Consider the following 21,538-nt stretch of genomic DNA (forward strand, 5'->3'; position numbering starts at 1 on the left):
GCATGAAGCTCAGATTCCACATCATCACCATGACGGTGCTGGCCGTCATCAGCGACGCCATCCTGATCCCGTTTTATCCGCAGTTCTTCAGCGCGCGTTACGGCATCGACAGCCCCGTGCACGTGGGCGCTTACGTGGCGGCGATTTCCATCGCCGTGATGTGCACGCTGCCCTTCTGGGCGCGCGTGGCGCGCCGCGTCGAGCCGCTGCACCTGCTGGTCTACACGCAGTTCGCGGCCGGCACCTTCAGCCTGCTGAGCGACCAGGCGCCCACCGTCGAAATCTACTGGGTGCTCTCCATGCTGATGTTCATGTGCAAAAGCAGCTACCTGCTGATGTACCCCTACATGATGCGGCTGACCCCCAAGGAGGAGCACGCGGCCACCATAGGCATTTTGTCGGTGGTGGTGCACTTCGGCGCCATCTTCGGCGCGGTGGTGGGCGGCTTTGTGCTGCAGACCTGGGGGCCGCGCGCCAGCATCTTTGCCATGGCGGCCGGCGACTACTTCCAGATGGCGGTCTGCTTCTACCTGATACGCAGCGGAAAAATCATCCGCGTCAACAGCGGCGCGCAGGCGCTGGCCGAGGCCACCGAAGCACGCCGCGTCGGCCTGCTGGCCCGCCTGCCCGTCCTGAAGCTGGCACTCGTGATGCTGATGTTCGACTTCAGCGCCTACCTGATACGCCCCTTCTTCGCGCTCTACTGGCAGAAGATCACCGGCAACGACAGCGAGCTGCTGTCCGGCATGGCCTTCGCCATTCCCGGCGTGGTGGCCATCGCCGCGCTGCGCCTGCATGCCTGGATACGCGCGCGCGGCGGCGAGCTGCCCGACCACACGATAGGCAACCTGCTGCTGGGCGCCGCCGGCCTGCTGCTGCATGCCGCGCCTGACCCCATGCTGGTGGTACTGGGGCGCGTGCTCTACGGCTGGGCTTTCTTCCAGATCATCGTCAAGCTCGAAGTCAACCTGTTCCGCCTGTCCACGCCGCAGCGCTATGCGCAGGACTACAGCATCACCAACTTCTTCCAGAACATGGGCGTGCTGCTGTCCTCCTTCGCGGCCGGCGCCATCGTCAATCGCTACGGCCTGCACGTGCCATTTTTGCTGGCGGCCGGTGGCTTTGTGCTTACCGCGCTGCTGGATCGCCTGATCCTCAAGGTACCCAGCGCCGGGCATCTGGACGAGGGCGGCAATGCGGCCAATGCCACCACCCTGAAGGAGCCCGCCCATGCCAATTGACCTGATTGATACGCTGCACCGCCGCGCTGATGCCGAACTCAGGCCTTACCGTGACGAAGCCGGTTTTGTGTTCCGCCCGCTGCGCATACCGCAGGACATCCCCACGCTGCACCGCTGGTTTGTCCAGCAGCGCGCCGCTTTCTGGCTGATGCAGGACAAAAGCGAAGCCGAGGTCCGCGAGGCCTACCAGCGCATGCTGGACTCCGGCAGCGCCACGCCCTATATCGGCTGGGAAGGCGGCAGGCCGGCTTTTCTCGCCGAATGCTACGACCCCGCGCAGGACCGCATCCGGGCCTTTTACGAGGTGCGGCCCGGCGACCTGGGCATGCACATCTTTATCGCGCCGCCCGAGCGGCGCATCGCCGGCTATTCGCGCAGCGTGTTCCATGCACTGATGCGTTTTATGTTCGCGCACCTGGGCGCACGGCGCATCGTCGTCGAGCCCGATGCCAGCAATCACAAGGTCCACGCCTTGAACCGGTCCGCGGGCTTTGCCTACGACCGCGATGTGGTCTTCCCCGAGAAGATCGCCAGCCTCGCCTTTTGCACACGGCGGGATTTTGAACAGGCTACGGCCGCCACCTTAGAGGAAGTCCATTCATGAACGTCACCATTGCCAACCAGATCGCACACGACCCGGCCCGTTTCGCCGCCCACCTGACGCCCGAGGCCTGGGCCCAGGCCAACCGCCTGCTGCTGCGCAAGGCCATTGCCGAATACGCCCATGAGCTCATCGTCGAGCCCGAACAGCTGCGCCCGCGCGAAGGCGGCTTCGCGCTGTATCAACTCTTCTCGGACGACGGCGCGGCCTGCTACCAGTTCGAGGCCAGGCGCCTGGCGCTGCGCCACTGGTTCATCAAGCCCGAATCCATCCACAAATACCTCAAGAGCGCCGAGCAGCCGCTGGATGCGCTGCAGTTCATCATCGAATGCCGCCAGCGGCTGGGCATACGCGAGGAGCTGCTGCCGATTTACCTTGACGAGATCAGCAGCACCTTGTTCGGCAGCGCCTACAAACGCATGAAGGCCGACGCCCCCAGTAGCGCCCAACTGGCCGACGCGACCGACTTCCAGGCGATTGAAGTCGCCATGACCGAAGGCCACCCGGGTTTTGTCGCCAACAACGGCCGCCTGGGTTTTACCGCGGCCGACTACCAGGCCTATGCGCCCGAGGCCGGCTCGCAGATTCGCGTGATCTGGCTGGCCGTGCACAAGGACCATGCGGCTTTCTCCAGCATCTCCACCCTCAGCTATGAACAGCTGCTGGCCGAGGAGCTCGGGCAGGAAACCGTCGACGGCTTTACCCGTGAAGTCGCCGCGCTGGGCGTGGACCCGGCTGACTACAACTTCATGCCCGCCCACCCCTGGCAGTGGTTCAACAAGCTGTCCATCGCCTTCGCCGGCTATGTGGCCCAGCGCAAGATCATCTGCCTGTCTTACAGCCGCGACCACTACATCGCCCAGCAGTCGATACGCACCTTCTTCAACACCAGCGACCGCAGCAAGCGCTACGTCAAGACTTCGCTGTCCATCCTCAACATGGGCTTTATGCGCGGCTTATCGCCGTACTACATGTCGGGCACGCCGGCCATCAACGAGTTCATCAAGAACCTGGTGGATGGCGATGCCTTTCTGCGCGCCAACGGCTTCACCATCCTGCGTGAAGTCGCGTCCATAGGCTTTCGCAACCACTACTACGAGGCTGCCATACCGGTGGATACGCCTTACAAAAAAATGTTCTCGGCGCTGTGGCGCGAAAGCCCGCTGCCCCTGCTCAAGCCCGGCGAACGCCTGATGACCATGGCCGCGCTGTTGCATGTGGACAAGGACGGCCAGGCCCTGCTGCCCGAGCTGATACGCCGCTCAGGGCTGGGCACGAAAGCCTGGCTGAAAAGCTACCTGAAGGCCTACCTGACGCCACTGCTTCACTGCTTCTACAAACACGACCTGACCTTTATGCCGCACGGCGAGAACCTGATCCTGGTACTCGACAAACACGTGCCTGTGCGCGCCATCATGAAAGACATCGCCGAGGAATGCGCCATCCTCAATATCGAAGCCAAGGCGAAGCTGCCCGAGCGCGTCGAGCGCTTGGCGGTCGACGTGCCCGACCACTTCAAGCTGCTGGGCATTTTTATCGACGTGTTCGACGGTGTGCTGCGCCACATCAACCAGGTGCTGGTCGAAAACGCCTGCTGCAGCGAAGACGACTTCTGGCGCGCCGTGGCCGACTGCGTCTGCGACTACGAGGAGGCCCATCCCGAGATGGCTGCGAAGTTCGCGCACTACGACATGTTTGTGCCCGAGTTCCTGCATTCCTGCCTGAACCGCCTGCAGCTGGGCAACAACGTGCAGATGGTCAACCTGGCCGATCCCGCGTCCAGCCTCAAGATGGCCGGCAACCTGGTGAACCCGATCGCCGGCATGCGCCGCCGCGCGGCCAGGCGGCCCGCCGCGGAAGCTGCGGTGGAAAGCGTCGCATGAGCCTGGACATGCGGGCAGGGGAGCCGGCGCACGAAGGTGCGCCTGCGCAGGCCTGGGCGTGCGCGCCCGATGCCGACCTTGCCCGCGTGTTGCAACTGGCCGCGGGTGTCGTACCCGCGCTGCGCGGAGAGCAGGGCGGGGCGGCGGCGCCCGGCGCGCTGCGCTATGACGGCTCGGTAGCGGCGGCAGCCCCTTTGCAGGCGCTGTGCCGACATTGGGCGGTGTCCTATCCCGAAGCCGGCGCCCACTATGTGGCGCTGCGCTGCTGGGGGCTGGCGATCTGGCAGCCGGTCTACCTCGGCGTGATCGCCGCCCACCTGGACAGCCATGTGCCTGTGCTTGCCGGCCTCACGCAGCTCGTGGTGGCCGGATTCCCCAGCGGTTTCCAATTGCCGGCGCATGCGCCCATGAAAGCCGAGTCGCTGGCTTCGCGCATGCGGCTGGCGGCCGGCGAGTTGCGCAGCTTGTGTGATGCCACACGCGCGGCCCTCATGCCGCTGGTGGCCCTGCATGGCCGCGCCGCCGACCGGCTGCAGGCTGAGTGTGTGCTGGGCGCTCTGCTGCTGGTGCATCGCAGCAGCCCCGGTCTTTTTGAGGACGCCAAGGTCGCCGCGCTGGGAGAGGCGTGGCTGGCGCTGCTGGGTATCAGCGGCGGTTGTGGCATGTTTGCCTACCGCGCACGCGACGGGACGCCCGCGCTGGCTCTCGACCGCAAGGTCTGCTGCCACTACTTTCGCCGTCACGACGGCGAGAAATGCAGCACCTGTCCCAAGCTCCCGCTCGACAAGCGCATCGCCCGTTTGCTGGCCGATCCTTCGTAGTCCGGGTCATTGATTCCGCGATGCGGCTGTGCCTTTTTCAAGGCCGGCATGCCTCGCCACGCCCTGGAGAGTTCCATGAACGATATCGCACGCCTGGTGCATCTCATGCCGGCGGACCCGCAACTGCCCGTCAGCGCCTATTTCGACGAAGCCCTGTTTGCGCGCGAACAGGCCTTGATCTTCAACAATGCCGCCCGCTACATAGGCCATGAAAAAGCCGTACCCCAGCTCGGCGACTGGCACCGGCTCGCGCAGGAAGACGGTGGCCGCGTGCTGGTACGCAATCCGCAGGGTGTGGAGCTGCTGTCCAACGTCTGCCGGCATCGCCAGGCGCTGATCCTGGGCGGCGAAACCGGCAATGTCAGCGGGCCGGCCAATCCCAAAGGCAACCTCGCGGCAGCCGGCGGTCACATCGTCTGCCCCCTGCACCGCTGGACTTACAACGGCAGCGGCGAGCTGCTGGGCGCGCCACAGTTCGAACAAAAGCCCTGCAAGAACCTGCAGCGCTTTCCCCTGCGCAACTGCCACGGCCTGCTGTTTGAAGGCCCGCGCGACCCGGCGCGCGACATGGCGCCGCTGTTTGAAAGGCCGGAGTTCGATTTCTCCGACTACGTGCTGGCCCACGTCGAAGTGCACCCCTGCCACTACAACTGGAAAACTTTTATCGAGGTCTACCTGGAGGACTACCACGTCGCACCCTTCCACCCGGGCCTGGGCAGCTTTGTCAGCTGCGACCAGCTGAGCTGGGACTTTGCCGACTGGTACAGCATGCAACGCGTCGGCGTGCACGAGTCCTTGAGCACGCCCGGCTCCGACATCTATAGCACATGGCATGAGCGCCTGCTGCAGTACCGCACCGGCACGCCGCCCGATTTCGGCGCGGTCTGGGTCACTTACTTCCCCACCCACATGATTGAGCTCTACCCGCATGTGCTGGTGCTGTCCACGCTGTATCCCAAGGGACCGCAGGAGACGGTCAATGTGGTCGAGTTTTATTACCCCGAAGAGATCGCCGCCTTCGAGCCCGAATTCATGGAGGCGCACCGCGCCGCCTATATGGAAACCGCCAGGGAAGACGACGAGATCGGCGAACGCATGGACGCCGGCCGGCGCGCGCTGCTGGCGCGCGGCACCTCGGACACCGGGCCCTACCAGTCGCCGCTGGAAGATGGCATGCGGCACTTCCATGAGTGGTACCGACGCACCATGGGCGCCGACGGCCCGGCTTGAAACCTCGGCCTTGAAGCCGGGGGCAGCCGGCCTCACAATGGCCCATGCGCAAACATTTCTCCGAAACCACGGGCCCGCAGCGGCTCACCCTGGGCCTGGTGACCGGATTGATCGTGGCGGCCCTGCCGCTGCCCCTGGGCTGGCAGTTCTGCGGCCTGCTGGGCTGGTGCGCCGGCATCAGCGTTTACCTGGGCCTGGCCTGGTGGCTGTGCGTGCGCTTTGACGCCCAACGCACACGCGAACGCGCGCAGGCGCAGGACGAGCCCAGCGTGGTGCTGTTTTTGCTGATGCTGCTGGCCACCATGGCCTGCGTTGCGGCCATCACGGTCGTGATGCAGCAGGCCAAAGGCCTCTCGGGCATGGAGCGCACCTTCCAGATCCTGCTCTCCGTCGCGGCCCTGGCCGCCTCCTGGCTGTTCATGCAGACGATTTACGCCTTCCGTTATGCGCACCGTTATTACCAGGAAGAAAAACTCAACGAGCCCGACGGCCCCGGCCTGTGTTTCCCCGGCGGGCTGGACCCGGATTATTTCGATTTCCTGTACTACGCCCACGTGGTCGGCATGACCTCGCAGGTCTCCGACGTGCAGGTCACCTCGCGCGAGATGCGCCGCCTCACGCTGGTGCACAGTGTGCTGTCCTTCGGCTTCAACATGCTGATCCTGGCGCTCAGCATCAATGTGGTGGCGGGGGCGTTGCAGTAGGAATCGTCTGCTTGCTCTGCGGCTAGTCCATATTGAGGAGGCGGCCGCCATGCTGGCCGCCTAGAATCGCCTTGCAGACCTTGCGGGCGCAATGGCCATAAGCCTGCTGCATACCTTTAGCGGAGTTCTTAAAAGATGTTTTTTTCTCACCACGGTCGAGCATCATTGCTTCTGCTTATTGGCCTTTCGGGGATTTCGATGAATCCCGCCCTGGCCCAAGCGCAGAAGCTCAGTCCTGAAGTGTTGGATGAGTTGAAAAAAGTCGCCGCCATCTACGGAATGATCCAGACGGACTATGTGAAGCCCGTGGAAGGCACTGCAGTCCTGGCCTCCTGCATGAAGGGCATGCTGAACAAACTGGACGCACCGTCCGCCTACCTGGACAAAGAGGAGTTCGAGGACTTCCAGCGAGGGCCTTCCAAAGATGTTGTCGGCATTGGTGTCGAGATAGTCGTTCGTGCGGGTTTGCCCACTGTGGTCTCAGCCCTTGAAGGATCCCCCGCATCTCGAGCCGGGCTCCGCCCCAAGGACTACATCGTGGAGATCGATGGCCATTCCATGGAAGAGAGCGAGGTCCAAGACGCCTTAAAAAGGCTGCGAGGAAAACCCGGCACAACAGTCAGCCTGGCCATCCGGCGCCCGGGCGAGATGGAGAACCGTTCGCTCACGCTGGTGAGAGAGCCAACTTATCTCAGGCGGGTATCTTCACGGCGGGCGCCGTTTGACATCGGGTACCTGCGCATTCCCAGCGTCAATGACAACACGGCCGCTGATGCGCGCGCGGAGTTTCGCAAGCTTCAGGCCACCGGCCCCCTGCGTGGCCTTGTACTCGACTTGAGAAACTCTCCCGGCGGGCTGCTGCTGTCATCGATCGAACTGGCGGCGATGTTCCTGCCCCCGGATGCGCCGGTCGTGAGCACAGAGGGCCGCTTGCCTGAATCGAATAAAGCCTGGACGGCAAACAGGGACGAGATTCTGAAAGGCAGCCATGCCAAACGTGACGACTGGCCTGAGGCCATGAAGTCCGTACCGCTGCTGGTGCTTGTCAATGCCGGTACTGCGTCCGGCGCGGAGATCATCGCCGCGGCACTGAGAGACAACAACCGCGCGAAATTGATGGGAAGCAAGACCTTTGGCCGGGGAACGATTCAGACGATCAGGCCGTTGTCGAAAGACGCGGCGATCAAGCTGACCACCGCGTTTTACAAAACGCCAGGTGGCCGGCAGTTGCAAGGCAATGGACTGGAGCCGGACCTGCAGGCCCCGGACCTCCAGCGACTGGAAGATACAGGGACGGACCAGGATCCCGGTTTGAGCAAGGCGGTCGGCTGGCTTCGTGCGCCATCATGAGATGAAGAGGTGCGCGTGCGTTCACGGGAAGTCTGTCGGGTTGCCGCCTGACACTTCCGTCAAGGGGATGTCTTGCTGCAGGCCCCAATCCGCCCCCTACGTCGAACGCTAGGGGCTCTGAATGCCATTCGCCCGCTGCCCTGTGTGCCATGAATCATTTCATCTTTCGGTTAGGGGCGACCCCAGAGAATGGGAACGTGAGCATGTGCGACAGCGCGCAGAAGACGGAATGCCCTTGTTGGAGTGCATTCGGTGCTGGGTCGAATTGAAGCCGGGCCATCAAGTAACAGTGCGCTCCTTACCATCGGAGTTCTCGTGCCCCCTGTCAATCGGACAGCATGGCATCGTAGAGTCTGGCGTAGGTGTGGTCGATGGAAAAGTCACAGTTCGCTTCGGCGAAGCAACCGTCAAGTTCGAACGGGAGCAACTCTTCTATGTCGTTGGGCAACAGTCAGCGGCCTAACATCTCGGTCAAGCGGACATCCACAAGCGGGCTTCGCCCACTCGCGGCCGCTCCTCATGTCGAACGTTAGGCGGCGATGAGCGACTGGGAATGCAAGACGTGCGGAGCTTTTAATAGTTTGGGAGCTTCTGCTTGCCATACCTGCAACAGGGCGCGTTACGCGTCTCGCGATCCGAAGCACAAAAGGCAGAGTTTTACCGCCTCTGGGGCCACTGGCTGCCTCTTGATAATCGCCGTCACTGTATTGCTAGGACTCTGGTTTCTCCACCGTGTGCTCGCAAGCGTTTGCTGGATATGCAAGTAGCATGTGCCCGGCATTCAGGCCTCAGGTTCGTGGCAAACCATCTCGAAGTTGTGCCCGTCAGGGCCAATGACAAAAGCCGCGTAGTAGTTCGCGTGGTAGTGCGGGCGCAGGCCGGGCGGGCCATTGTCTTTGCCGCCCGCCTCCAGCGCCGCTCGGTAGAAATCCTCGACCTGCCGGCGATTGCTGGCGACAAACGCCAGATGAAGATGTGCCGGTTTCTCCGCGGTCTGGAACAGGCACAAGGAAGCCTTGGCCTTTGAGCTCAGTTCGACGCCGTAGGCCGGTGGCCCTTCAGAGGCAACAGTGACGCCGAGCGGCTCAAGTGCCTTGAGGAAAAAGGCCTTGCTCGCCGCATAGTCGCTGACGCCGAATTTGACGTGGTCAAACATGGGTTCTCCTGAAATGCACCAGCTCGTCGCCAGGATATTGCTCAATGATGAATTCGCTGTTTTTCATGCATGCTTTGGCCCCTCAGTGTGAGTCTGGGTAATCTTGCAGGCAAGCTGTCAGTTCTCATTGACTTTGCTGAAGAATTCAATAAAACGCCCAGTGTGAACCCAATAGACAGTGAGGGACTGAAAGTGGATGTGCTGGCCTGACTCTTCCTCGCCAGAACCGATGACCAGAAAGACGGAATCATTTGAGTACCACAAGACTTTGTAAGGACTTGAGGTACCTGTCTCTTCGAAGGTCGTTGTGGAGGTATTGCCGTCGTAGGTGATGAACAGTTTTCCGAGGTCGCGTTGAACCAATCTTTGAAAGTCGGCGGAGCCTGGTGGGAAATCACCCCACTCGTGGATCGTCCGCTCGCGATCTGAGTGCCACTTGCCTACCAGCCAGTGTGCTGGTGATGCTTTCATTGCGTTGGTACTCATAAGGCAGCAGTCTCGAACGCCGTCCTAAGCATCTGCATTTCGCCTCCGGCGCAAAATCCAACCGGCCGCTACAAATGCAACGCCAACACCAAGAATAATGAACTCAACGAAGTGGTGACCTTCCACCGGACCGGCCCTGAAATACTGGCCGTCAGCAGGAATTCCATGCATCCAGGCCCAAAGTTCAAGCGGTAGAAGGTCTTCGGCACCAGACAACAGCAAGGCCCCAATGAGTGCCAGTACGCAGCCCGCGCGGATCAGGAAAGTACTCATTGAATAGTCTTCACGATTTCTGCAGTTTCTTGTCGAGGTACTCAGGCGATTCCGCAGGCGCTTGATGGCGGAAACGACCTGGGGACGTCAGATCGGCTGTGGATCAGGCAGCATTTTGCTTCCGGGAGGCAAGCCATGCGCCGATCGCCAAACTCGCCGGCAGTGCTATCGACCACAGCGCTATTCGCAAGTGAGATTGCGTAGCCGGAAACTGGGCGAAGAATCCATAGGCGACTACAACTCCGAATAAGATGTTCGGTGCAAGCCACGAGCCTGCCGGGCTCAAACGCTTCGCGACATACCCAATGGCCAGTAGTGCAAGACAGCAAGCGCCGATGGAGACCAGCCAGACACCGCTATTGGCCCAACCGCCTGCGCGGGACCGGGGCTCCGCTGTCGCTGATTCCATCGCCAAGGCTATCAGAGCCGGCTCCGCCACGATGGATGCGAAAAAAAGTCCGGTCAGGGCGACGCCTCCGACGAGTGTTGCCAGCCATGCGCGGCGCTTTGGTGGGGTGGGAGATTTCGGATTCATCCCTGCCAAAGCCCCGAATTCCCACGAAAGAAGCGCAGCAGCTCATTAAATTTGGCCTCATCGTCCGCATAGGGATTCGGGACGGACTTGTACGCTCGCTCGGCGGCCTCTTCATCTTCAGGCGCCTGACGGACCGATGACAAGGCCTTGGTAAGGGCCTGTGCTTCGGCGTGCATACCGATGCGGTCGTAAGCATCCACCGCGCGTTGAAGAAGATCCTCACCCGCATTCGTCAACGCGGTCCAGCCGTTGAATTCATAGTCGTCTTCAAGCCAGAAAATCGGGAATGCGAGTTGAAAGGCGACAGGCCACTCGGCGAAGCGGGCTTGCGCTTCTTCGCTGATGTGCAAGGGCATGTAGCTCAGGATTTCGAGGAAGAGCTCATCATCGTCGACCGACCAGAAGTCGAGGGGGATGGGATCACTGTCGGCCCGGTCCGGGTAGAAGCGATGCATATAGTCCTGCAAGGCGCGCAGGGACGGCTCAAGCAGGGGCGGCGGCGAGTAGGGTGGCATGGGTGGAGCCCCAGGCCTCACATCACGAGGCAAAAATGGAACTGGTCGGCCTCTTTCCCGGCCTCAGCTACTTTGGCCAGGCAGTCGTCCAGTTCCTCAATCAGTTCGGGGCGCAGCTTTTCCTTGATGCCTTTGACTTCGCCGGCCTTCAAATGCTCGATGATCTTCGTGAGGGAGGGCAGTGCGTCCGCGGGCGCAAACCATTTTTCATTTTCGACAATCCACGATTCTGGAAGGTCTTCCTCGGAAAAGTTGTACTGCATGTCGGTGGTGTCGATGAAGTCCGACAGCGGACGCACGCCCAGGCTTTTGGCGAGCTTGTCCAGTTCTTCAGAGGCCTTGCAAAAGAGCGAGTGGTCGTAGTCGTCGCCTGAATCATCGGTGCCGACTTTGGACTTTCTGCGGACCCAGATTGTGTCGCTCATGCTTTCCTCCTTGGTGTGTGGGTATTGAGTCCCGGAAATATATCCTTGAAATGGTCAGGCGGGGCCGCAGACCTTCGACTTGGACGGCTAATTAGGCGGAGTACGTTTCATAAGATGCATTTCGGCTCCGTCCAGGAGTCTTGTTGCGGCTTAAAGGTCTTCAATTGATCCAGGATCGCCGGATCTCTTTTGGCGAGATCGTTCATGACCCAAGTACCCCTCTGATCCTGATAGAGCGAAGCAAGAACATGAAGTTGGGAATCAATGTCTATCCGCAACTTTGCGAGTGTCTCTTTCGTGCACCCACGGGAAAGTTCACCTTCAAGCTCACGCAGGCGCTGCAATTTTGTGAGGCCCAGGTCCGCTTGAACTGATGCAAGCATCTGGCCATACGCGTCCTTGGCCTGGCCTCTGCCAATGTGAATGCCGGCTACATACGCTCCGGCAATACCTGTGATGACCAGGAGCGCCACGGCGGTAGTGAATAAGTAGCGACGTGTCATTGTCATAGTCATTTCCACTTAGTTGCGCCTCCGGTTGGATGGGCCCATGTCGATTGTCGCCTTAACCTGCGCGGCCGCATCCTCTCACTGACTCTCCTTCGAAGACGAACGACTCATTCTGCCCTTCGAGCGTGAGATGAATTCTCTGAATGGGCCAGAGCCGACCTTCCTTCACGGCTTCGACCCGGACGCTGCCACGCGCGGCCGAGCCTCGCACTTGGTAGGACGCTTCAGCGGGCGAGCCAGGGCCGCGATCATTAGAGTGGCCCGAAGCTGCATACCAGCCAACGATCTCATTTCCCAGCTGGGATTTTGCAAAACTGCGCAGGTAGTTCAAGGATGACTCGTAGAGGAACTCCAGTGCGGCGGCGGGATTGAGTCCTTCGATGGGGCGCGGCCACCACCACTGCTTGTCCGGCAGTGGTACCCAGGGATGGTCAGCATTCTGCGGTCCCTTCTGTTTCCAGAGCATCACTTCGTCGAGCGTCAGCTTCCGCACACCACAACGGACGATGCCACATGATCGCGGCGATGACCCATCGATGAGGGAAATGCCACTGATTCCCCCCTTTCCATCCACCTCGACGCAGAGACAAGGATGGAACGAGCAGTCTTCGTAGTAGTCCCCGGGCTGAAATGTGTTCATGGGCAGGCTAAGGTAGATGGTAGGTAAGGGCCAGGTGCGATCGAAGGGAGCGGACACATTCGTGCGTACGTGTCAATTGTGCGGTTAGTTCTTCGCTTCTCAGTCATGCGCGATATCGTCCAAATTGGTAGAGGGCGAGACCCGTCCGATTTCCTCACTGGCGTGATCAATGACCACAAGCCATTCCTGAAGTGGGTCGCTAGCAGTCATGATTTTTCGAAAGATAGCTGCAATTTCGCGCCGGAAATGCAGCAGCGCAGAACTTGAAATCGGCTTGTGCAGATGGAGCTGGATAAGAACGTCGTCTTCCCTCCAGTCGTAGCGCATGCGCTGGACATCGACTTCACCCGCGGCTGCGACAAACTCCACCAGCGCCAGGCGGATTGATTCCTCCATGGGCTGTCGGCCAAGATGACGTTGACGTTGCTTCGACACTTGAGACCTAACGAAAAGGATTCCGAAAGATTTTTACTTCGCCCCGCTCACGTAACGCTCATACAGCTTGCCGGCCAGCCTCTGCATCACGTCATCGGTATTGGGCGTGGCCACATTGGTCATGACGACAATGGCCGCGTCGCGTTCGGTGTCGACCCAGATATAGGCCTTGTTCATATTGTTGGAGCCGCCGTGGAAGGCGACGGGGTAGGGCGTCCAGGCCATTTTGGTGGAGCCCCAGCCCAGCGCGTACTGCGCTGCGCCCGCCACCGTGGTGGATGAGGTCGAGGCGGCCGACATGGAGACCACGGGGGTGACGAGCTTCTTCATGGTCTCAGGCTTGACCAGGAAGGGCGCGCGCTTGCCTTGCCCCGCCATCCAGCTGCCCCACTGCACAAAATCCAGCACCGACATGTGGGCCGTGCCAGCCGGGCTGATGACCAGGGGGTTGTCGGCTTCGGGGCCGCCAATCATGGCCTTGAGCTTTCCATCGACGATGGCGTGGCCCAGCGGCGCGTCGATGCGGCCCAGGGTGGCTTGCGGGCCTATGCCGGCGCTGGTGAGTTGCAGCGGCGTGAAGACGCGGTCAAAGATCAGTTCTTCCCACGACTTCTCGCCCACGCGCTCAATCATGGCGCCGGCCAGGGTGTAGCCGAGGTTGGAATAGGCGAATGACGCGCCGGGCTCGCGGGCCAGGGGCTTGGTGATGGTCTGCTTGACCATCCAGTAGCGCTGGTCGTTGAGGTTGCCGGGCTGGAAGACCACCTTGGCCAGCAGCGCGTCAAAATCCGCGTTGTCCGAGGGCAGGCCGCTGGTGTGCGACAGCAATTGGGTCAGCGTGACGCGTTTGACGCCGGCATCCATGCCGGCGGCCAGTTCGGGAAACACCTGCTCGAAAGTGCTGTCCCAGCGCAGCTTGCCGGCCTCGACCATCATGGCGGCCAGCAGGGATGTCATGGCCTTGGTGTCTGAGCCTATGTGGAAACGGTCCTGGTGCGTGACGGGAATTTGGGTGCCGACGCGGCGCGTGCCGCCCGTGCCCACGGCCATCAGCGTGCCCTTGCTGACCACTGCCGCAGCCATCGCGGGGAAGCCGGCCTCCTTGGCTTCCGCGGTGACCATGGCATCGAGCGAGGCTTGCGCTTGTGCGCCGCTGGCGGAGGCCAGCAGGCAGAAGCCCGTGAGCAAGGCACGCAGGCCTGCTGTTGAAGCCATGGAAGTGGTAGCGCGCCCGGCCTGGCCGGAAGCATGGAACTGCAGCATGTGGGTCGCCCTTGTTGTGTGAACCAGGTTGATGGAGCCCCGATTCTCACCCAGCTTGGGCGACACGCGCATGACGGCGTATTACAGCTGAAACAGCTGCTTCTTCAGCGCCATCTTTTCTTTTTTGCGCAGGCTCGCTTCAGACTTGCGGTGTGAGCCCGCTTTGCGCTGAGCGGCGGCCGCTACCAGCGGATTACGCGGCTTGGGCGCGGCCAGCTTGATCTTGAGCTTGGCCTTGCGGGCCGAAGTCATCCCTGTGTTGGGGCCTTGCGGCCCAGCTTGAGCAGCCCGGTCGAGAGCGCCGTGCCGCACACAATCACCACGGCGCAGATCACCATCCAGGCCGTCACATGCTCGCCGAGGAAGATCACGCCGTAGATCACGGCGAACACCGGCACCATGAAGGTGACGGACAGCGCGCGCGGCGGGCCGGCGTTTTCAATCAGGCGAAAGAACAGGATGTAGGCCACGCCGGTGCAAAGTACGCCCACGGCCAGCAGCGCCAGCCAGGCGTGTGCGCCCGGCATCTGCGCCGGCCACAGCCAGGCGGCGGGCAGGGCCAGGCCCAGGGTCGCGCCTATCTGGCTGCCGGCGGCCGTGACCAGGGGCGGCATGCCCGTCAGGTAGCGTTTGGTGTAGCTGGCCGAGATGCCGTAGCACAGGCAGGCAAACAGGCAGGCCAGCACGGCCCAGCCCGGCGCCACGCCGGATGCGTCGGGCTTGAAGGTGGCTTTGTCCCAGGCCAGCATGGCGACGCCGGCAAAGCCGACGATCAGCCCCAGGATGCGCGAGCCGTTGGGTTTGTCCTTGAGCCACAACCAGGCGATCAGCGCGCCGAACATGGGCACGGTGGCGTTGAGGATGGCCGAGAGGCCAGTGGTGATGGAGAGCAGCGCGAAGGAAAAGCAGGCAAAGGGAATACCTGAATTGAGCACGCCGATGACGAAAATCTTTTTCCAGTTGGCCTTGAGCTCAGGCAGCAGGCCGCGCAGCCACACGATGGGCAGCAGGAAGAGCGCGGCGATGGCCACGCGCAGGGCGGCGGTCGGCAGTGGGCCGAACTCCACCGTGCTGATGCGCATGAACAGAAAGGACGAGCCCCAAATGGCGGCCAGCATCACAAAGTCGGCGACCCAGCTTTTGGGCTTGGCGGCCGCGCCCAGGGGCGCGGCGATGCCGGAAGGGGTGGAACTCACAGCATGGCCTCCTGAAGTGCACCCTCGAGTTTAAGCAAGGCGGTCTTGCGGTGCAGCCCACCGGCATAACCCGTGAGCGAACCGTCGGAGCCCAGCACGCGGTGGCAGGGCACGATCACGCTGAGCGGGTTGCGGCCGACTGCCGCGCCCACGGCGCGCACCGCCTCGGGTTTGCCTATGCGCTGGCTGACCTGGCCGTAGCTCAAGGTGCCGCCTTGCGGGATGGCCAGCAAGGCCTGCCACACCGACTGCTGGAAGGCCGTGCCGTGGCCCAGGTCCAGTGGCAGGTCGAAGGCGGTGCGCGTACCGGCATAGTATTCAGTCAGCTGGGTGATGGCCTGCCTGAGCACCGGGTGCTCGGCGTCTTCACGCCACACATAGGGTTTCACGAGCTGCGGCGGCAAATGCCGCTGGCCCGCAAACCAGACGCCGGCCAGGCCTTTGTCGGTGGCGGCAATGATCATTTCCCCCAGGGGGCTGTGAAAAGTTGTCTGGACGATGGAGTTGTCGAATTTCATCTTGTTCACCTTTTGAATGGTTTCGAGTGTCTGCCTTATCAGGTCTTTTTGAGCCCTGAATAGGCGGCTTTGGCTGGCTGGGTGTTTTGCGGGCAAAGGTCGGCTCGATGATCCACCGGCGATGTTCGCGCCGGGGCGCTGAACCGTCCAATGAAATCGGGGCACCGGATTCATTCCGCTCACGCATGAATCGCCGTCAGCCGGGGCGCTCCAGCGTGCCGCTCCAGGCGCGTATCACGGCGTAGCTGCGCCAGGGTTTCCAGGCCGCCGAGGCCAGCTCTGCTTCGCGCGCCGGGTTCTTCAGGCCCTGCACGCCCAGGGCCTTGTGCAGCGCCACGTCGCCCGCCGGAAAGGCGTCGGGCCAGCGCAGCGCGCGCATGGCGATGTACTGGGCGGTCCAATCGCCTATGCCGGGCAATTCCTTGAGCGTGGCCAGCGTGGCGTTGACATCGGCGCCGCTGTGCAGCTGCAGGCGTTTGTCGGCCACCGCCTGGGCAATGCCCACAATCGCGGCCTGGCGCTGCTTGACGATGCCCAACTGCCCCAGCGCGTCGCCGCTGGCGGCCGCCAGCACGGCGGGGGCGGGGAAGAGCCGCGTCAGCTTGGGCCACGGCGTTTCCACCGGCTCGCCAAAGCGGTCCACCATGCGCTGGGCCAGGGTGCGCGCGGCGGYCACGGTGATCTGTTGGCCCAGCACGGCGCGCACCGCGAGTTCGTAGCCGTCCAGCGCGCCCGGCACGCGCAGCCCGTCGCCTTCGGGGAAGGCGGCATGCAGCACGCCGTTGACGGCCGTCGGGTCGGCGTCCAGGTCAAAGGTGGTGCGCACGCGGCGTATCACCAGCGGCAGCACTTCGCGCAGCGAATCGCTCACGCGCAGCACCAGCCGCGATCGGTCTTCCTCAAAGCTCGCCAGCAGCCAGCCTGTGTGTTGCTTGCCGGCGGACTCCATGCGCAAAGTCCGGCCCAGGCAGGGTCGCGCCGCTTCGGCGTCAATGAATTCGATGGCGCTGATGCATCGCTTGCTGAAGAAAGCCAGCATGGCCTGCACGTCATAAGGCGGGCGGTAGCCCAGCCGTATGGTTGCGCCTTCGCCCACATCGCCGCTGCGTGCCGCACCCTGGCGCCGCAGCTGCGTGGGGTTGAGCTTGTAATGCTCGACAAAGGCAGCGTTGAAGCGGCGCACACTGGCAAAGCCGCTGATTAGCGCGATCTGCGTGATCGGCAGGTCGGTGTCGGCCAGCAACTGCTTGGCGGTGTGCAGCCTGTGCGTCTGCAAATACTGCATGGGCGAGACGCCGAACTGCGCTTCGAAGATGCGCCGCACATGGCGGTCGCTCACGCCCAGCCGCGCCGCGAGTTTGTCGACCGAGGGCGCTTCGCCGGCCCAGACTTCGGGCTCGTCGAGCAGGCGTGCCGCCTGGTGGGCCAGGATGTAGGAAGCATCCTGGATGGACCACACCACCGAATGCGGTGCCAGCTCGGGCCGGCAGCGCAGGCAGGGCCGGAAGCCCGCATTCTCGGCCTGGGCCGCATGGTGGAAGAAACGGCAGTTCTCGCGCTTGGGCGTTTTCACGCTGCAGACCGGCCGGCAATAGATGCCGGTGGAGGTCACGCCGGTGAAAAAGCTGCCGTCAAAACGCGCATCCCGCGCCTTCAGGGCGAGGTAGCAGTCGTTGTCGGCCAGAGGGGTGTTGTCGCGGTCCATGGAAGAAATGATACGCCGCAGGGCGGTTTTGACTGGCCGTTTTCGGACATGTCCCTTGGGGCCCGTGACGGCCCAAAACGGGGCCTGCAATAGTCTGAACGGACTGGCCGGAAACGGCTGCCGCCTACAGAAAGCCGCAGGGGCGCCACCTACAATGAATGCGCTTTCCCAGCCTATCCCGGCTGCGTCTCCATATCTCCCATCCGCAGGAACCGACCCTGATGCAAATCAACCCGTCCATCTTCAAGGCCTACGACATACGCGGCATCGTGCCGTCCACCATCCATGAAGCGATGGCCGAGGCGCTGGGCAAGGCCTTCGGCATGGCGGCGCTGGCCGAAGGCGAGAAAGCCGTGGCTGTGGGCCGCGACGGCAGGCTCAGCGGGCAGTCGCTGAGCGCGGCGCTGATGCGCGGCCTGGCCGCTACGGGCATCGACGTGATCGATGTGGGCATGGTGACCACGCCCATGCTGTACTTTGCCGCCAGCACGCTGGCTGGCTCCGGCATACAGGTCACGGGCAGCCACAACCCCAAGGACTACAACGGCTTCAAGATGGTGCTGGCCGGGCGCGCGATCTATGGCGAAGAAATCCAGGCGCTGCGCCGCACCATAGAAGGCCAGGAGTGGGTGCTGCCCAAGCAGGCCGGCGCGATTCGCCAGGTCGACGTGGGTGCGGCTTACCGCGAGCGCATCGTCTCCGGCATCAAGCTGGAGCGCCCTATGAAAATTGTTGTAGATTCGGGCAACGGCATTGCCGGCGCCTCGGCCCCCGCCATCTTTCGCGCCCTGGGCTGCGAGGTCACCGAGCTCTTCAGCGAAGTGGATGGCAACTTTCCCAACCACCATCCCGACCCAAGCAAACCCGAGAACCTGAAGGACCTGATCAAGGCCCTGCAAAGCGGCGATGCCGAACTGGGCCTGGCCTTTGACGGCGACGGCGACCGCCTGGGCATCGTCACCAAGGACGGCCAGAATATTTACCCCGACCGCCAGATGATGCTGTTCTCCCGCGACGTGCTGTCGCGTGTGCCGGGTGGCACGATTTTGTTCGACGTGAAATGCTCGCAGCGACTGGCGCCCGAGATCGAGGCCGCCGGCGGTGTGCCCATGATGTACAAGACCGGCCATTCGCTGATCAAGGCCCGCATGAAGGAAGTCGATTCGCCGCTGGGCGGCGAGATGAGCGGCCATATCTTCTTCAAGGAACGCTGGTATGGCTTTGACGACGGCACTTATGCCGGCGCCCGTTTGCTCGAGATCCTGAGCCGTGTGCCGGATGCCGGCATCGTGCTCAATGCCTTGCCCACCAGCTTCAGCACGCCCGAACTCAATGTGGCCTGCAAGGAAGGCGAGCCGCATGCCGTGGTGGAAGCCTTGATCAAGTCCGCGAAGTTTGCGGCACCGGCCAAAATTTCGACCATCGATGGCGTACGTGTGGACTGGCCCGACGGCTTTGGCCTGATACGCGCGTCCAACACCACGCCGGTGCTGGTGCTGCGTTTTGAGGGGCATACCCAGCAGGCCATGGAGCGTATTGAGGCCGATATGCTGGCCTTGCTGCGCGGCGTCAAACCCGACGCCAGCCTGGCTGCGGCCGCACATTAAGGGCTGAAACCGCCTTTTTTGAGGTTTCCCCGGCCCGAGGGCATTCTGCGGTGAAAATCAGCGTTTTGCGTTTTCACTGCCTTCATGAAAATTCTCCTGGTCAAGCTCTCGTCCCTGGGCGATGTGGTGCATACCCTGCCCGTGGTGCAGGACATACGCGCCGCTTTCCCGGATGCGCAGATTGACTGGGTGGTGGAAAAATCTTTCGCCTCCCTGTTGGCACGCAGCGAAGGGCTGCATCGCGTGATCCCCTGCGAGATACGGCGCTGGCGCAAGTCCTTTTGGACTGTGGTGACGCGACAGGAATGGCGGGCCTTCAAGGCGCGGCTGCGGCAGGAGGCCTACGACGCCGTCATCGATTTGCAGGGATTGACCAAGTCCGCTCTGGTGGCGCGGCTGGCGCGGCTGGCGCCCGGCGGCAGGCGTTATGCCTTGGCCAACCAGACCGATGGTTCCGGTTATGAAGCCCCTACGCGATGGGTGGCCGACGTGGCGATTGCCGTTGAGCCGCATATCCATGCCGTGCTGCGTTCGCGTGAGCTCGCCGCGCGCGCGCTGGGCTACACCTATGCAGCTGCGACGCACTTTGGTTTGAAATTGCCTGCAGCGCCCGCAAAGATCAATGACCACTTCCCCAAGGGCCGCATCGCGTTTGTCCACGGCACCTCGCGCGCCGACAAGGAATGGCCGCTGAGCCACTGGGTCGCGCTGGGCCAGCGTTTGAACACCGATGGCTATCAACTGCTGTTGCCGCACGGCACTGCCGCCGAGTTGGCCACCAGCCAGGCGATTGCCGAGGCGCTCAACCGCACGGCGGCGGATTCTGCCGTGGTGCCGCCCGCGCTGGCGCTGGACGCGCTCACCGACGAACTCGGGCAATGCGCAGGCGTGATCGGCGTGGACAGCGGCGTGAGCCACATCGCCGTTGCGCTGGATCTGCCGCACGTGCAGATCTACAACTTCGACACGGCCTGGCGCACCGGGCCTGAAACCTCCAGCCGGCAAATCAGCGTATTTGCGCAGCCGGCACCGGATGTCGAAGCCATCTGGCAAGCCTGGCTGGCCTGCAGCGCGGCTGGAGCCGCCGCATGAGCGCGCTGGCCCTCAAACTCTATTCGTTGCTGATGTGGTGCGTGCAGCCGCTGCTGCGCCGCAAGCTGGCGCGCCGCGCGAAGCAGGAGCCCGGTTACCTGGAAGCCGTGGAAGAGCGCTTCGGGCGCTACACGCAGCCGGCAGAGACTGCTTCCGGGCTGGTTTGGGTGCATGCTGTCTCGCTGGGCGAAACTCGCACCGCAGGCGTGCTGCTCAGGGCCTTGCGCGAGCGCCATCCCGGCCTGCGCATTTTGCTGACGCACGGCACTGCCACGGGGCGCGCCGAAGGCGTGGCCCTGCTGCAGCCCGGCGATGTGCAGGTGTGGCAGCCCTGGGACAGTCCGGGTGCGGTCGCTCGCTTTTTCGAACACTTCAAGCCGCGGCTCGGGCTGTTGATGGAAACCGAAGTCTGGCCCAACCTGGTGGCCGCCGCCAAAGCGCGCGGCATGCCGCTGGCGCTGGTCAACGGCCGGCTCTCCGAAAAGTCGTTGAAGCAGGCGCTGCGGATGTCGCCGCTGTCGATCCCCGCCTATGCCGCGCTGTCGGCGGTGTACGCGCAAACGGAAGATGATGCGCGCCGCTTTCGCCAGGCCGGCGCGCAGGTCAGCGGCGTGTTCGGCAACCTCAAGTTCGATGCCTCGCTGGACGACGCCCAGCAGGAAAAAGGCAAGTTCTGGCGCCGCGCGCTGGGGCTGCCGGTGATGATGTTCGCGAGTTCGCGCGAGGGTGAGGAAGAGCTTTTTCTGCAGCAGCTCAATGCCATGGCCCAGTCGGAACATGCACCAACCGCCGATGTTCCCGCGCACGAAAGCGCAAGCCGTTTCAGGATTTTGCTGGTGCCGCGCCACCCGCAGCGTTTCAACGAAGTGGAGGCCCTGGTGCAGCAGCACGGCCTGCGCGTGTCGCGCCGTTCCGGCTGGGCTGACGATGCGACAGGCCTCAGCGATGAGGCGCTGCAGGCGGACGTCTGGCTCGGTGATTCGCTGGGCGAGATGGCGATGTATTACGCGATGAGCGACGTCGCCCTGCTGGGCGGCAGCTTCGCGCCCCTGGGCGGCCAGAACCTGATCGAAGCCGCAGCCTGCGGCTGCCCGGTGGTCATGGGCCCGCACACCTTTAACTTCACCGAAGCCGCCGAACTGGCCGTCGAAGCCGGCGCAGCGAAGCGCGTGGTCGACATGGAGCAGGGCGTGCGCACCGCGCGCAAATGGATGGACAGGCCCGACGCGCATGCCGCGGCCGTGGCCGCCGGCCTGGCTTTTGCCGACCGCAATCGCGGCGCCACAGCCAGGACCTTAGCTGCGCTAGAGAGCTTTGTGACAGTCAGCGGGTGATAGCCGCAGCGCGGCGCTC

General features: G+C 62.9%; 24 protein-coding genes. 10 read left to right on the forward strand and 14 right to left on the reverse strand.

The features are described from left to right. The first annotated feature begins 2 nt into the window (after positions 1–2). From AC1DXS_RS03465 to AC1DXS_RS03490, 6 genes are all read left to right on the forward strand, one after another. Positions 3–1,241 carry an MFS transporter gene (locus AC1DXS_RS03465; RefSeq protein ID WP_477736184.1) on the forward strand — a complete coding sequence of 413 codons (1,239 nt, stop codon included), beginning with the start codon at positions 3–5 and terminating at the stop codon, positions 1,239–1,241. Beyond that, entirely contained in the window at positions 1,231–1,845 is a 615-nt protein-coding gene (locus tag AC1DXS_RS03470) for a GNAT family N-acetyltransferase (protein ID WP_477736185.1), read from the forward strand. Before AC1DXS_RS03465 ends, AC1DXS_RS03470 begins: the two co-directional genes overlap by 11 nt. After that, on the forward strand, positions 1,842–3,725 hold the full coding sequence (locus tag AC1DXS_RS03475) for an IucA/IucC family protein (protein WP_477736186.1): 1,884 nt from the start codon (positions 1,842–1,844) through the stop codon (positions 3,723–3,725). Before AC1DXS_RS03470 ends, AC1DXS_RS03475 begins: the two co-directional genes overlap by 4 nt. After that, positions 3,722–4,546 carry a siderophore ferric iron reductase gene (locus AC1DXS_RS03480; RefSeq protein ID WP_477736187.1) on the forward strand — a complete coding sequence of 275 codons (825 nt, stop codon included), beginning with the start codon at positions 3,722–3,724 and terminating at the stop codon, positions 4,544–4,546. Before AC1DXS_RS03475 ends, AC1DXS_RS03480 begins: the two co-directional genes overlap by 4 nt. A 75-nt stretch (positions 4,547–4,621) precedes the next feature. After that, the gene (locus AC1DXS_RS03485; protein ID WP_477736188.1) at positions 4,622–5,776 is read left to right on the forward strand and encodes an aromatic ring-hydroxylating oxygenase subunit alpha; all 1,155 of its coding nucleotides are present in this window, start codon (positions 4,622–4,624) and stop codon (positions 5,774–5,776) included. Between the two features lie 44 nt (positions 5,777–5,820). Further along, positions 5,821–6,480 (forward strand): DUF1345 domain-containing protein, encoded by a 660-nt coding sequence (locus AC1DXS_RS03490; protein WP_477736189.1) that lies wholly within the window; start codon positions 5,821–5,823, stop codon positions 6,478–6,480. 22 nt (positions 6,481–6,502) lie between these two features. On the opposite strand, the gene AC1DXS_RS03495 is transcribed toward AC1DXS_RS03490, so the two are convergent. Further along, a complete protein-coding gene (locus AC1DXS_RS03495; RefSeq protein ID WP_477736190.1) occupies positions 6,503–6,646 on the reverse strand; it encodes a hypothetical protein in 144 nt (47 codons plus the stop codon). Between the two features lie 32 nt (positions 6,647–6,678). Here AC1DXS_RS03495 and AC1DXS_RS03500 point away from each other — a divergent pair, with 32 nt between their 5' ends. Beyond that, on the forward strand, positions 6,679–7,830 hold the full coding sequence (locus AC1DXS_RS03500; RefSeq protein ID WP_477736191.1) for a S41 family peptidase: 1,152 nt from the start codon (positions 6,679–6,681) through the stop codon (positions 7,828–7,830). 781 nt (positions 7,831–8,611) lie between these two features. Here AC1DXS_RS03500 and AC1DXS_RS03505 read toward each other — a convergent pair. The 13 genes from AC1DXS_RS03505 to AC1DXS_RS03565 form a co-directional block, all read right to left on the reverse strand. Next, positions 8,612–8,986, reverse strand: coding sequence for a VOC family protein (locus AC1DXS_RS03505; RefSeq protein WP_477736192.1), 375 nt, complete (start codon positions 8,984–8,986; stop codon positions 8,612–8,614). Positions 8,987–9,103: 117 nt separating this feature from the next. Next, the gene (locus AC1DXS_RS03510) at positions 9,104–9,472 is read right to left on the reverse strand and encodes a hypothetical protein (RefSeq protein WP_477736193.1); all 369 of its coding nucleotides are present in this window, start codon (positions 9,470–9,472) and stop codon (positions 9,104–9,106) included. Between the two features lie 24 nt (positions 9,473–9,496). Then, on the reverse strand, positions 9,497–9,745 hold the full coding sequence (locus AC1DXS_RS03515; protein ID WP_413327766.1) for a hypothetical protein: 249 nt from the start codon (positions 9,743–9,745) through the stop codon (positions 9,497–9,499). A 531-nt stretch (positions 9,746–10,276) separates the two neighbouring features. Then, a complete protein-coding gene (locus AC1DXS_RS03520; protein ID WP_477736194.1) occupies positions 10,277–10,795 on the reverse strand; it encodes a DMP19 family protein in 519 nt (172 codons plus the stop codon). 17 nt (positions 10,796–10,812) lie between these two features. Further along, positions 10,813–11,220 (reverse strand): hypothetical protein, encoded by a 408-nt coding sequence (locus tag AC1DXS_RS03525; protein ID WP_477736195.1) that lies wholly within the window; start codon positions 11,218–11,220, stop codon positions 10,813–10,815. A gap of 107 nt (positions 11,221–11,327) precedes the next feature. Beyond that, on the reverse strand, positions 11,328–11,729 hold the full coding sequence (locus AC1DXS_RS03530) for a hypothetical protein (protein WP_477736196.1): 402 nt from the start codon (positions 11,727–11,729) through the stop codon (positions 11,328–11,330). A gap of 55 nt (positions 11,730–11,784) precedes the next feature. Beyond that, positions 11,785–12,369: a hypothetical protein gene (locus AC1DXS_RS03535; protein WP_477736197.1), complete on the reverse strand. Its 585-nt coding sequence runs from the start codon at positions 12,367–12,369 to the stop codon at positions 11,785–11,787. Positions 12,370–12,468: 99 nt separating this feature from the next. Further along, positions 12,469–12,765: a hypothetical protein gene (locus tag AC1DXS_RS03540; RefSeq protein ID WP_477736198.1), complete on the reverse strand. Its 297-nt coding sequence runs from the start codon at positions 12,763–12,765 to the stop codon at positions 12,469–12,471. 72 nt (positions 12,766–12,837) lie between these two features. Continuing rightward, positions 12,838–14,067, reverse strand: coding sequence for a serine hydrolase domain-containing protein (locus AC1DXS_RS03545; protein ID WP_477736199.1), 1,230 nt, complete (start codon positions 14,065–14,067; stop codon positions 12,838–12,840). An 81-nt stretch (positions 14,068–14,148) separates the two neighbouring features. Continuing rightward, positions 14,149–14,319 (reverse strand): hypothetical protein, encoded by a 171-nt coding sequence (locus tag AC1DXS_RS03550; RefSeq protein ID WP_477736200.1) that lies wholly within the window; start codon positions 14,317–14,319, stop codon positions 14,149–14,151. After that, positions 14,316–15,263, reverse strand: a complete 948-nt coding sequence (locus tag AC1DXS_RS03555) for a DMT family transporter (protein WP_477736201.1) — start codon at positions 15,261–15,263, stop codon at positions 14,316–14,318. Before AC1DXS_RS03555 ends, AC1DXS_RS03550 begins: the two co-directional genes overlap by 4 nt. Further along, positions 15,260–15,781 (reverse strand): methylated-DNA--[protein]-cysteine S-methyltransferase, encoded by a 522-nt coding sequence (locus tag AC1DXS_RS03560; protein WP_477736202.1) that lies wholly within the window; start codon positions 15,779–15,781, stop codon positions 15,260–15,262. Before AC1DXS_RS03560 ends, AC1DXS_RS03555 begins: the two co-directional genes overlap by 4 nt. 196 nt (positions 15,782–15,977) lie before the next feature. Then, positions 15,978–17,486: a DNA-3-methyladenine glycosylase 2 family protein gene (locus AC1DXS_RS03565; RefSeq protein WP_477736203.1), complete on the reverse strand. Its 1,509-nt coding sequence runs from the start codon at positions 17,484–17,486 to the stop codon at positions 15,978–15,980. Positions 17,487–17,707: 221 nt separating this feature from the next. Between AC1DXS_RS03565 and AC1DXS_RS03570 the strand changes: the two genes are divergently transcribed. The 3 genes from AC1DXS_RS03570 to AC1DXS_RS03580 all read left to right on the forward strand — a co-directional run bounded on the left by AC1DXS_RS03570 (position 17,708) and on the right by AC1DXS_RS03580 (position 21,519). Beyond that, entirely contained in the window at positions 17,708–19,093 is a 1,386-nt protein-coding gene (locus AC1DXS_RS03570) for a phosphomannomutase/phosphoglucomutase (RefSeq protein ID WP_477736204.1), read from the forward strand. An 84-nt stretch (positions 19,094–19,177) separates the two neighbouring features. After that, positions 19,178–20,185 (forward strand): lipopolysaccharide heptosyltransferase I, encoded by a 1,008-nt coding sequence (gene waaC, locus AC1DXS_RS03575; protein WP_477736205.1) that lies wholly within the window; start codon positions 19,178–19,180, stop codon positions 20,183–20,185. Further along, a complete protein-coding gene (locus tag AC1DXS_RS03580) occupies positions 20,182–21,519 on the forward strand; it encodes a 3-deoxy-D-manno-octulosonic acid transferase (RefSeq protein WP_477736206.1) in 1,338 nt (445 codons plus the stop codon). The genes waaC and AC1DXS_RS03580 overlap by 4 nt, the downstream gene beginning before the upstream one ends. The last annotated feature ends 19 nt before the right edge of the window (positions 21,520–21,538 follow it).

The organism is Polaromonas sp. P3_B1 (assembly GCF_056402935.1).

Bases quoted from the DNA above. Each gene is read 5' to 3' on its own strand.
- AC1DXS_RS03465 (WP_477736184.1), top strand. From the start codon at position 3: ATGAAGCTCAGATTCCACATCATCACCATGACGGTGCTGGCCGTCATC.
- AC1DXS_RS03470 (WP_477736185.1), top strand. From the start codon at position 1,231: ATGCCAATTGACCTGATTGATACGCTGCACCGCCGCGCTGATGCCGAA.
- AC1DXS_RS03475 (WP_477736186.1), top strand. From the start codon at position 1,842: ATGAACGTCACCATTGCCAACCAGATCGCACACGACCCGGCCCGTTTC.
- AC1DXS_RS03480 (WP_477736187.1), top strand. From the start codon at position 3,722: ATGAGCCTGGACATGCGGGCAGGGGAGCCGGCGCACGAAGGTGCGCCT.
- AC1DXS_RS03485 (WP_477736188.1), top strand. From the start codon at position 4,622: ATGAACGATATCGCACGCCTGGTGCATCTCATGCCGGCGGACCCGCAA.
- AC1DXS_RS03490 (WP_477736189.1), top strand. From the start codon at position 5,821: ATGCGCAAACATTTCTCCGAAACCACGGGCCCGCAGCGGCTCACCCTG.
- AC1DXS_RS03495 (WP_477736190.1), bottom strand. From the start codon at position 6,646: ATGATGCTCGACCGTGGTGAGAAAAAAACATCTTTTAAGAACTCCGCT.
- AC1DXS_RS03500 (WP_477736191.1), top strand. From the start codon at position 6,679: ATGAATCCCGCCCTGGCCCAAGCGCAGAAGCTCAGTCCTGAAGTGTTG.
- AC1DXS_RS03505 (WP_477736192.1), bottom strand. From the start codon at position 8,986: ATGTTTGACCACGTCAAATTCGGCGTCAGCGACTATGCGGCGAGCAAG.
- AC1DXS_RS03510 (WP_477736193.1), bottom strand. From the start codon at position 9,472: ATGAGTACCAACGCAATGAAAGCATCACCAGCACACTGGCTGGTAGGC.
- AC1DXS_RS03515 (WP_413327766.1), bottom strand. From the start codon at position 9,745: ATGAGTACTTTCCTGATCCGCGCGGGCTGCGTACTGGCACTCATTGGG.
- AC1DXS_RS03520 (WP_477736194.1), bottom strand. From the start codon at position 10,795: ATGCCACCCTACTCGCCGCCGCCCCTGCTTGAGCCGTCCCTGCGCGCC.
- AC1DXS_RS03525 (WP_477736195.1), bottom strand. From the start codon at position 11,220: ATGAGCGACACAATCTGGGTCCGCAGAAAGTCCAAAGTCGGCACCGAT.
- AC1DXS_RS03530 (WP_477736196.1), bottom strand. From the start codon at position 11,729: ATGACAATGACACGTCGCTACTTATTCACTACCGCCGTGGCGCTCCTG.
- AC1DXS_RS03535 (WP_477736197.1), bottom strand. From the start codon at position 12,369: ATGAACACATTTCAGCCCGGGGACTACTACGAAGACTGCTCGTTCCAT.
- AC1DXS_RS03540 (WP_477736198.1), bottom strand. From the start codon at position 12,765: ATGGAGGAATCAATCCGCCTGGCGCTGGTGGAGTTTGTCGCAGCCGCG.
- AC1DXS_RS03545 (WP_477736199.1), bottom strand. From the start codon at position 14,067: ATGCTGCAGTTCCATGCTTCCGGCCAGGCCGGGCGCGCTACCACTTCC.
- AC1DXS_RS03550 (WP_477736200.1), bottom strand. From the start codon at position 14,319: ATGACTTCGGCCCGCAAGGCCAAGCTCAAGATCAAGCTGGCCGCGCCC.
- AC1DXS_RS03560 (WP_477736202.1), bottom strand. From the start codon at position 15,781: ATGAAATTCGACAACTCCATCGTCCAGACAACTTTTCACAGCCCCCTG.
- AC1DXS_RS03570 (WP_477736204.1), top strand. From the start codon at position 17,708: ATGCAAATCAACCCGTCCATCTTCAAGGCCTACGACATACGCGGCATC.
- waaC (WP_477736205.1), top strand. From the start codon at position 19,178: ATGAAAATTCTCCTGGTCAAGCTCTCGTCCCTGGGCGATGTGGTGCAT.
- AC1DXS_RS03580 (WP_477736206.1), top strand. From the start codon at position 20,182: ATGAGCGCGCTGGCCCTCAAACTCTATTCGTTGCTGATGTGGTGCGTG.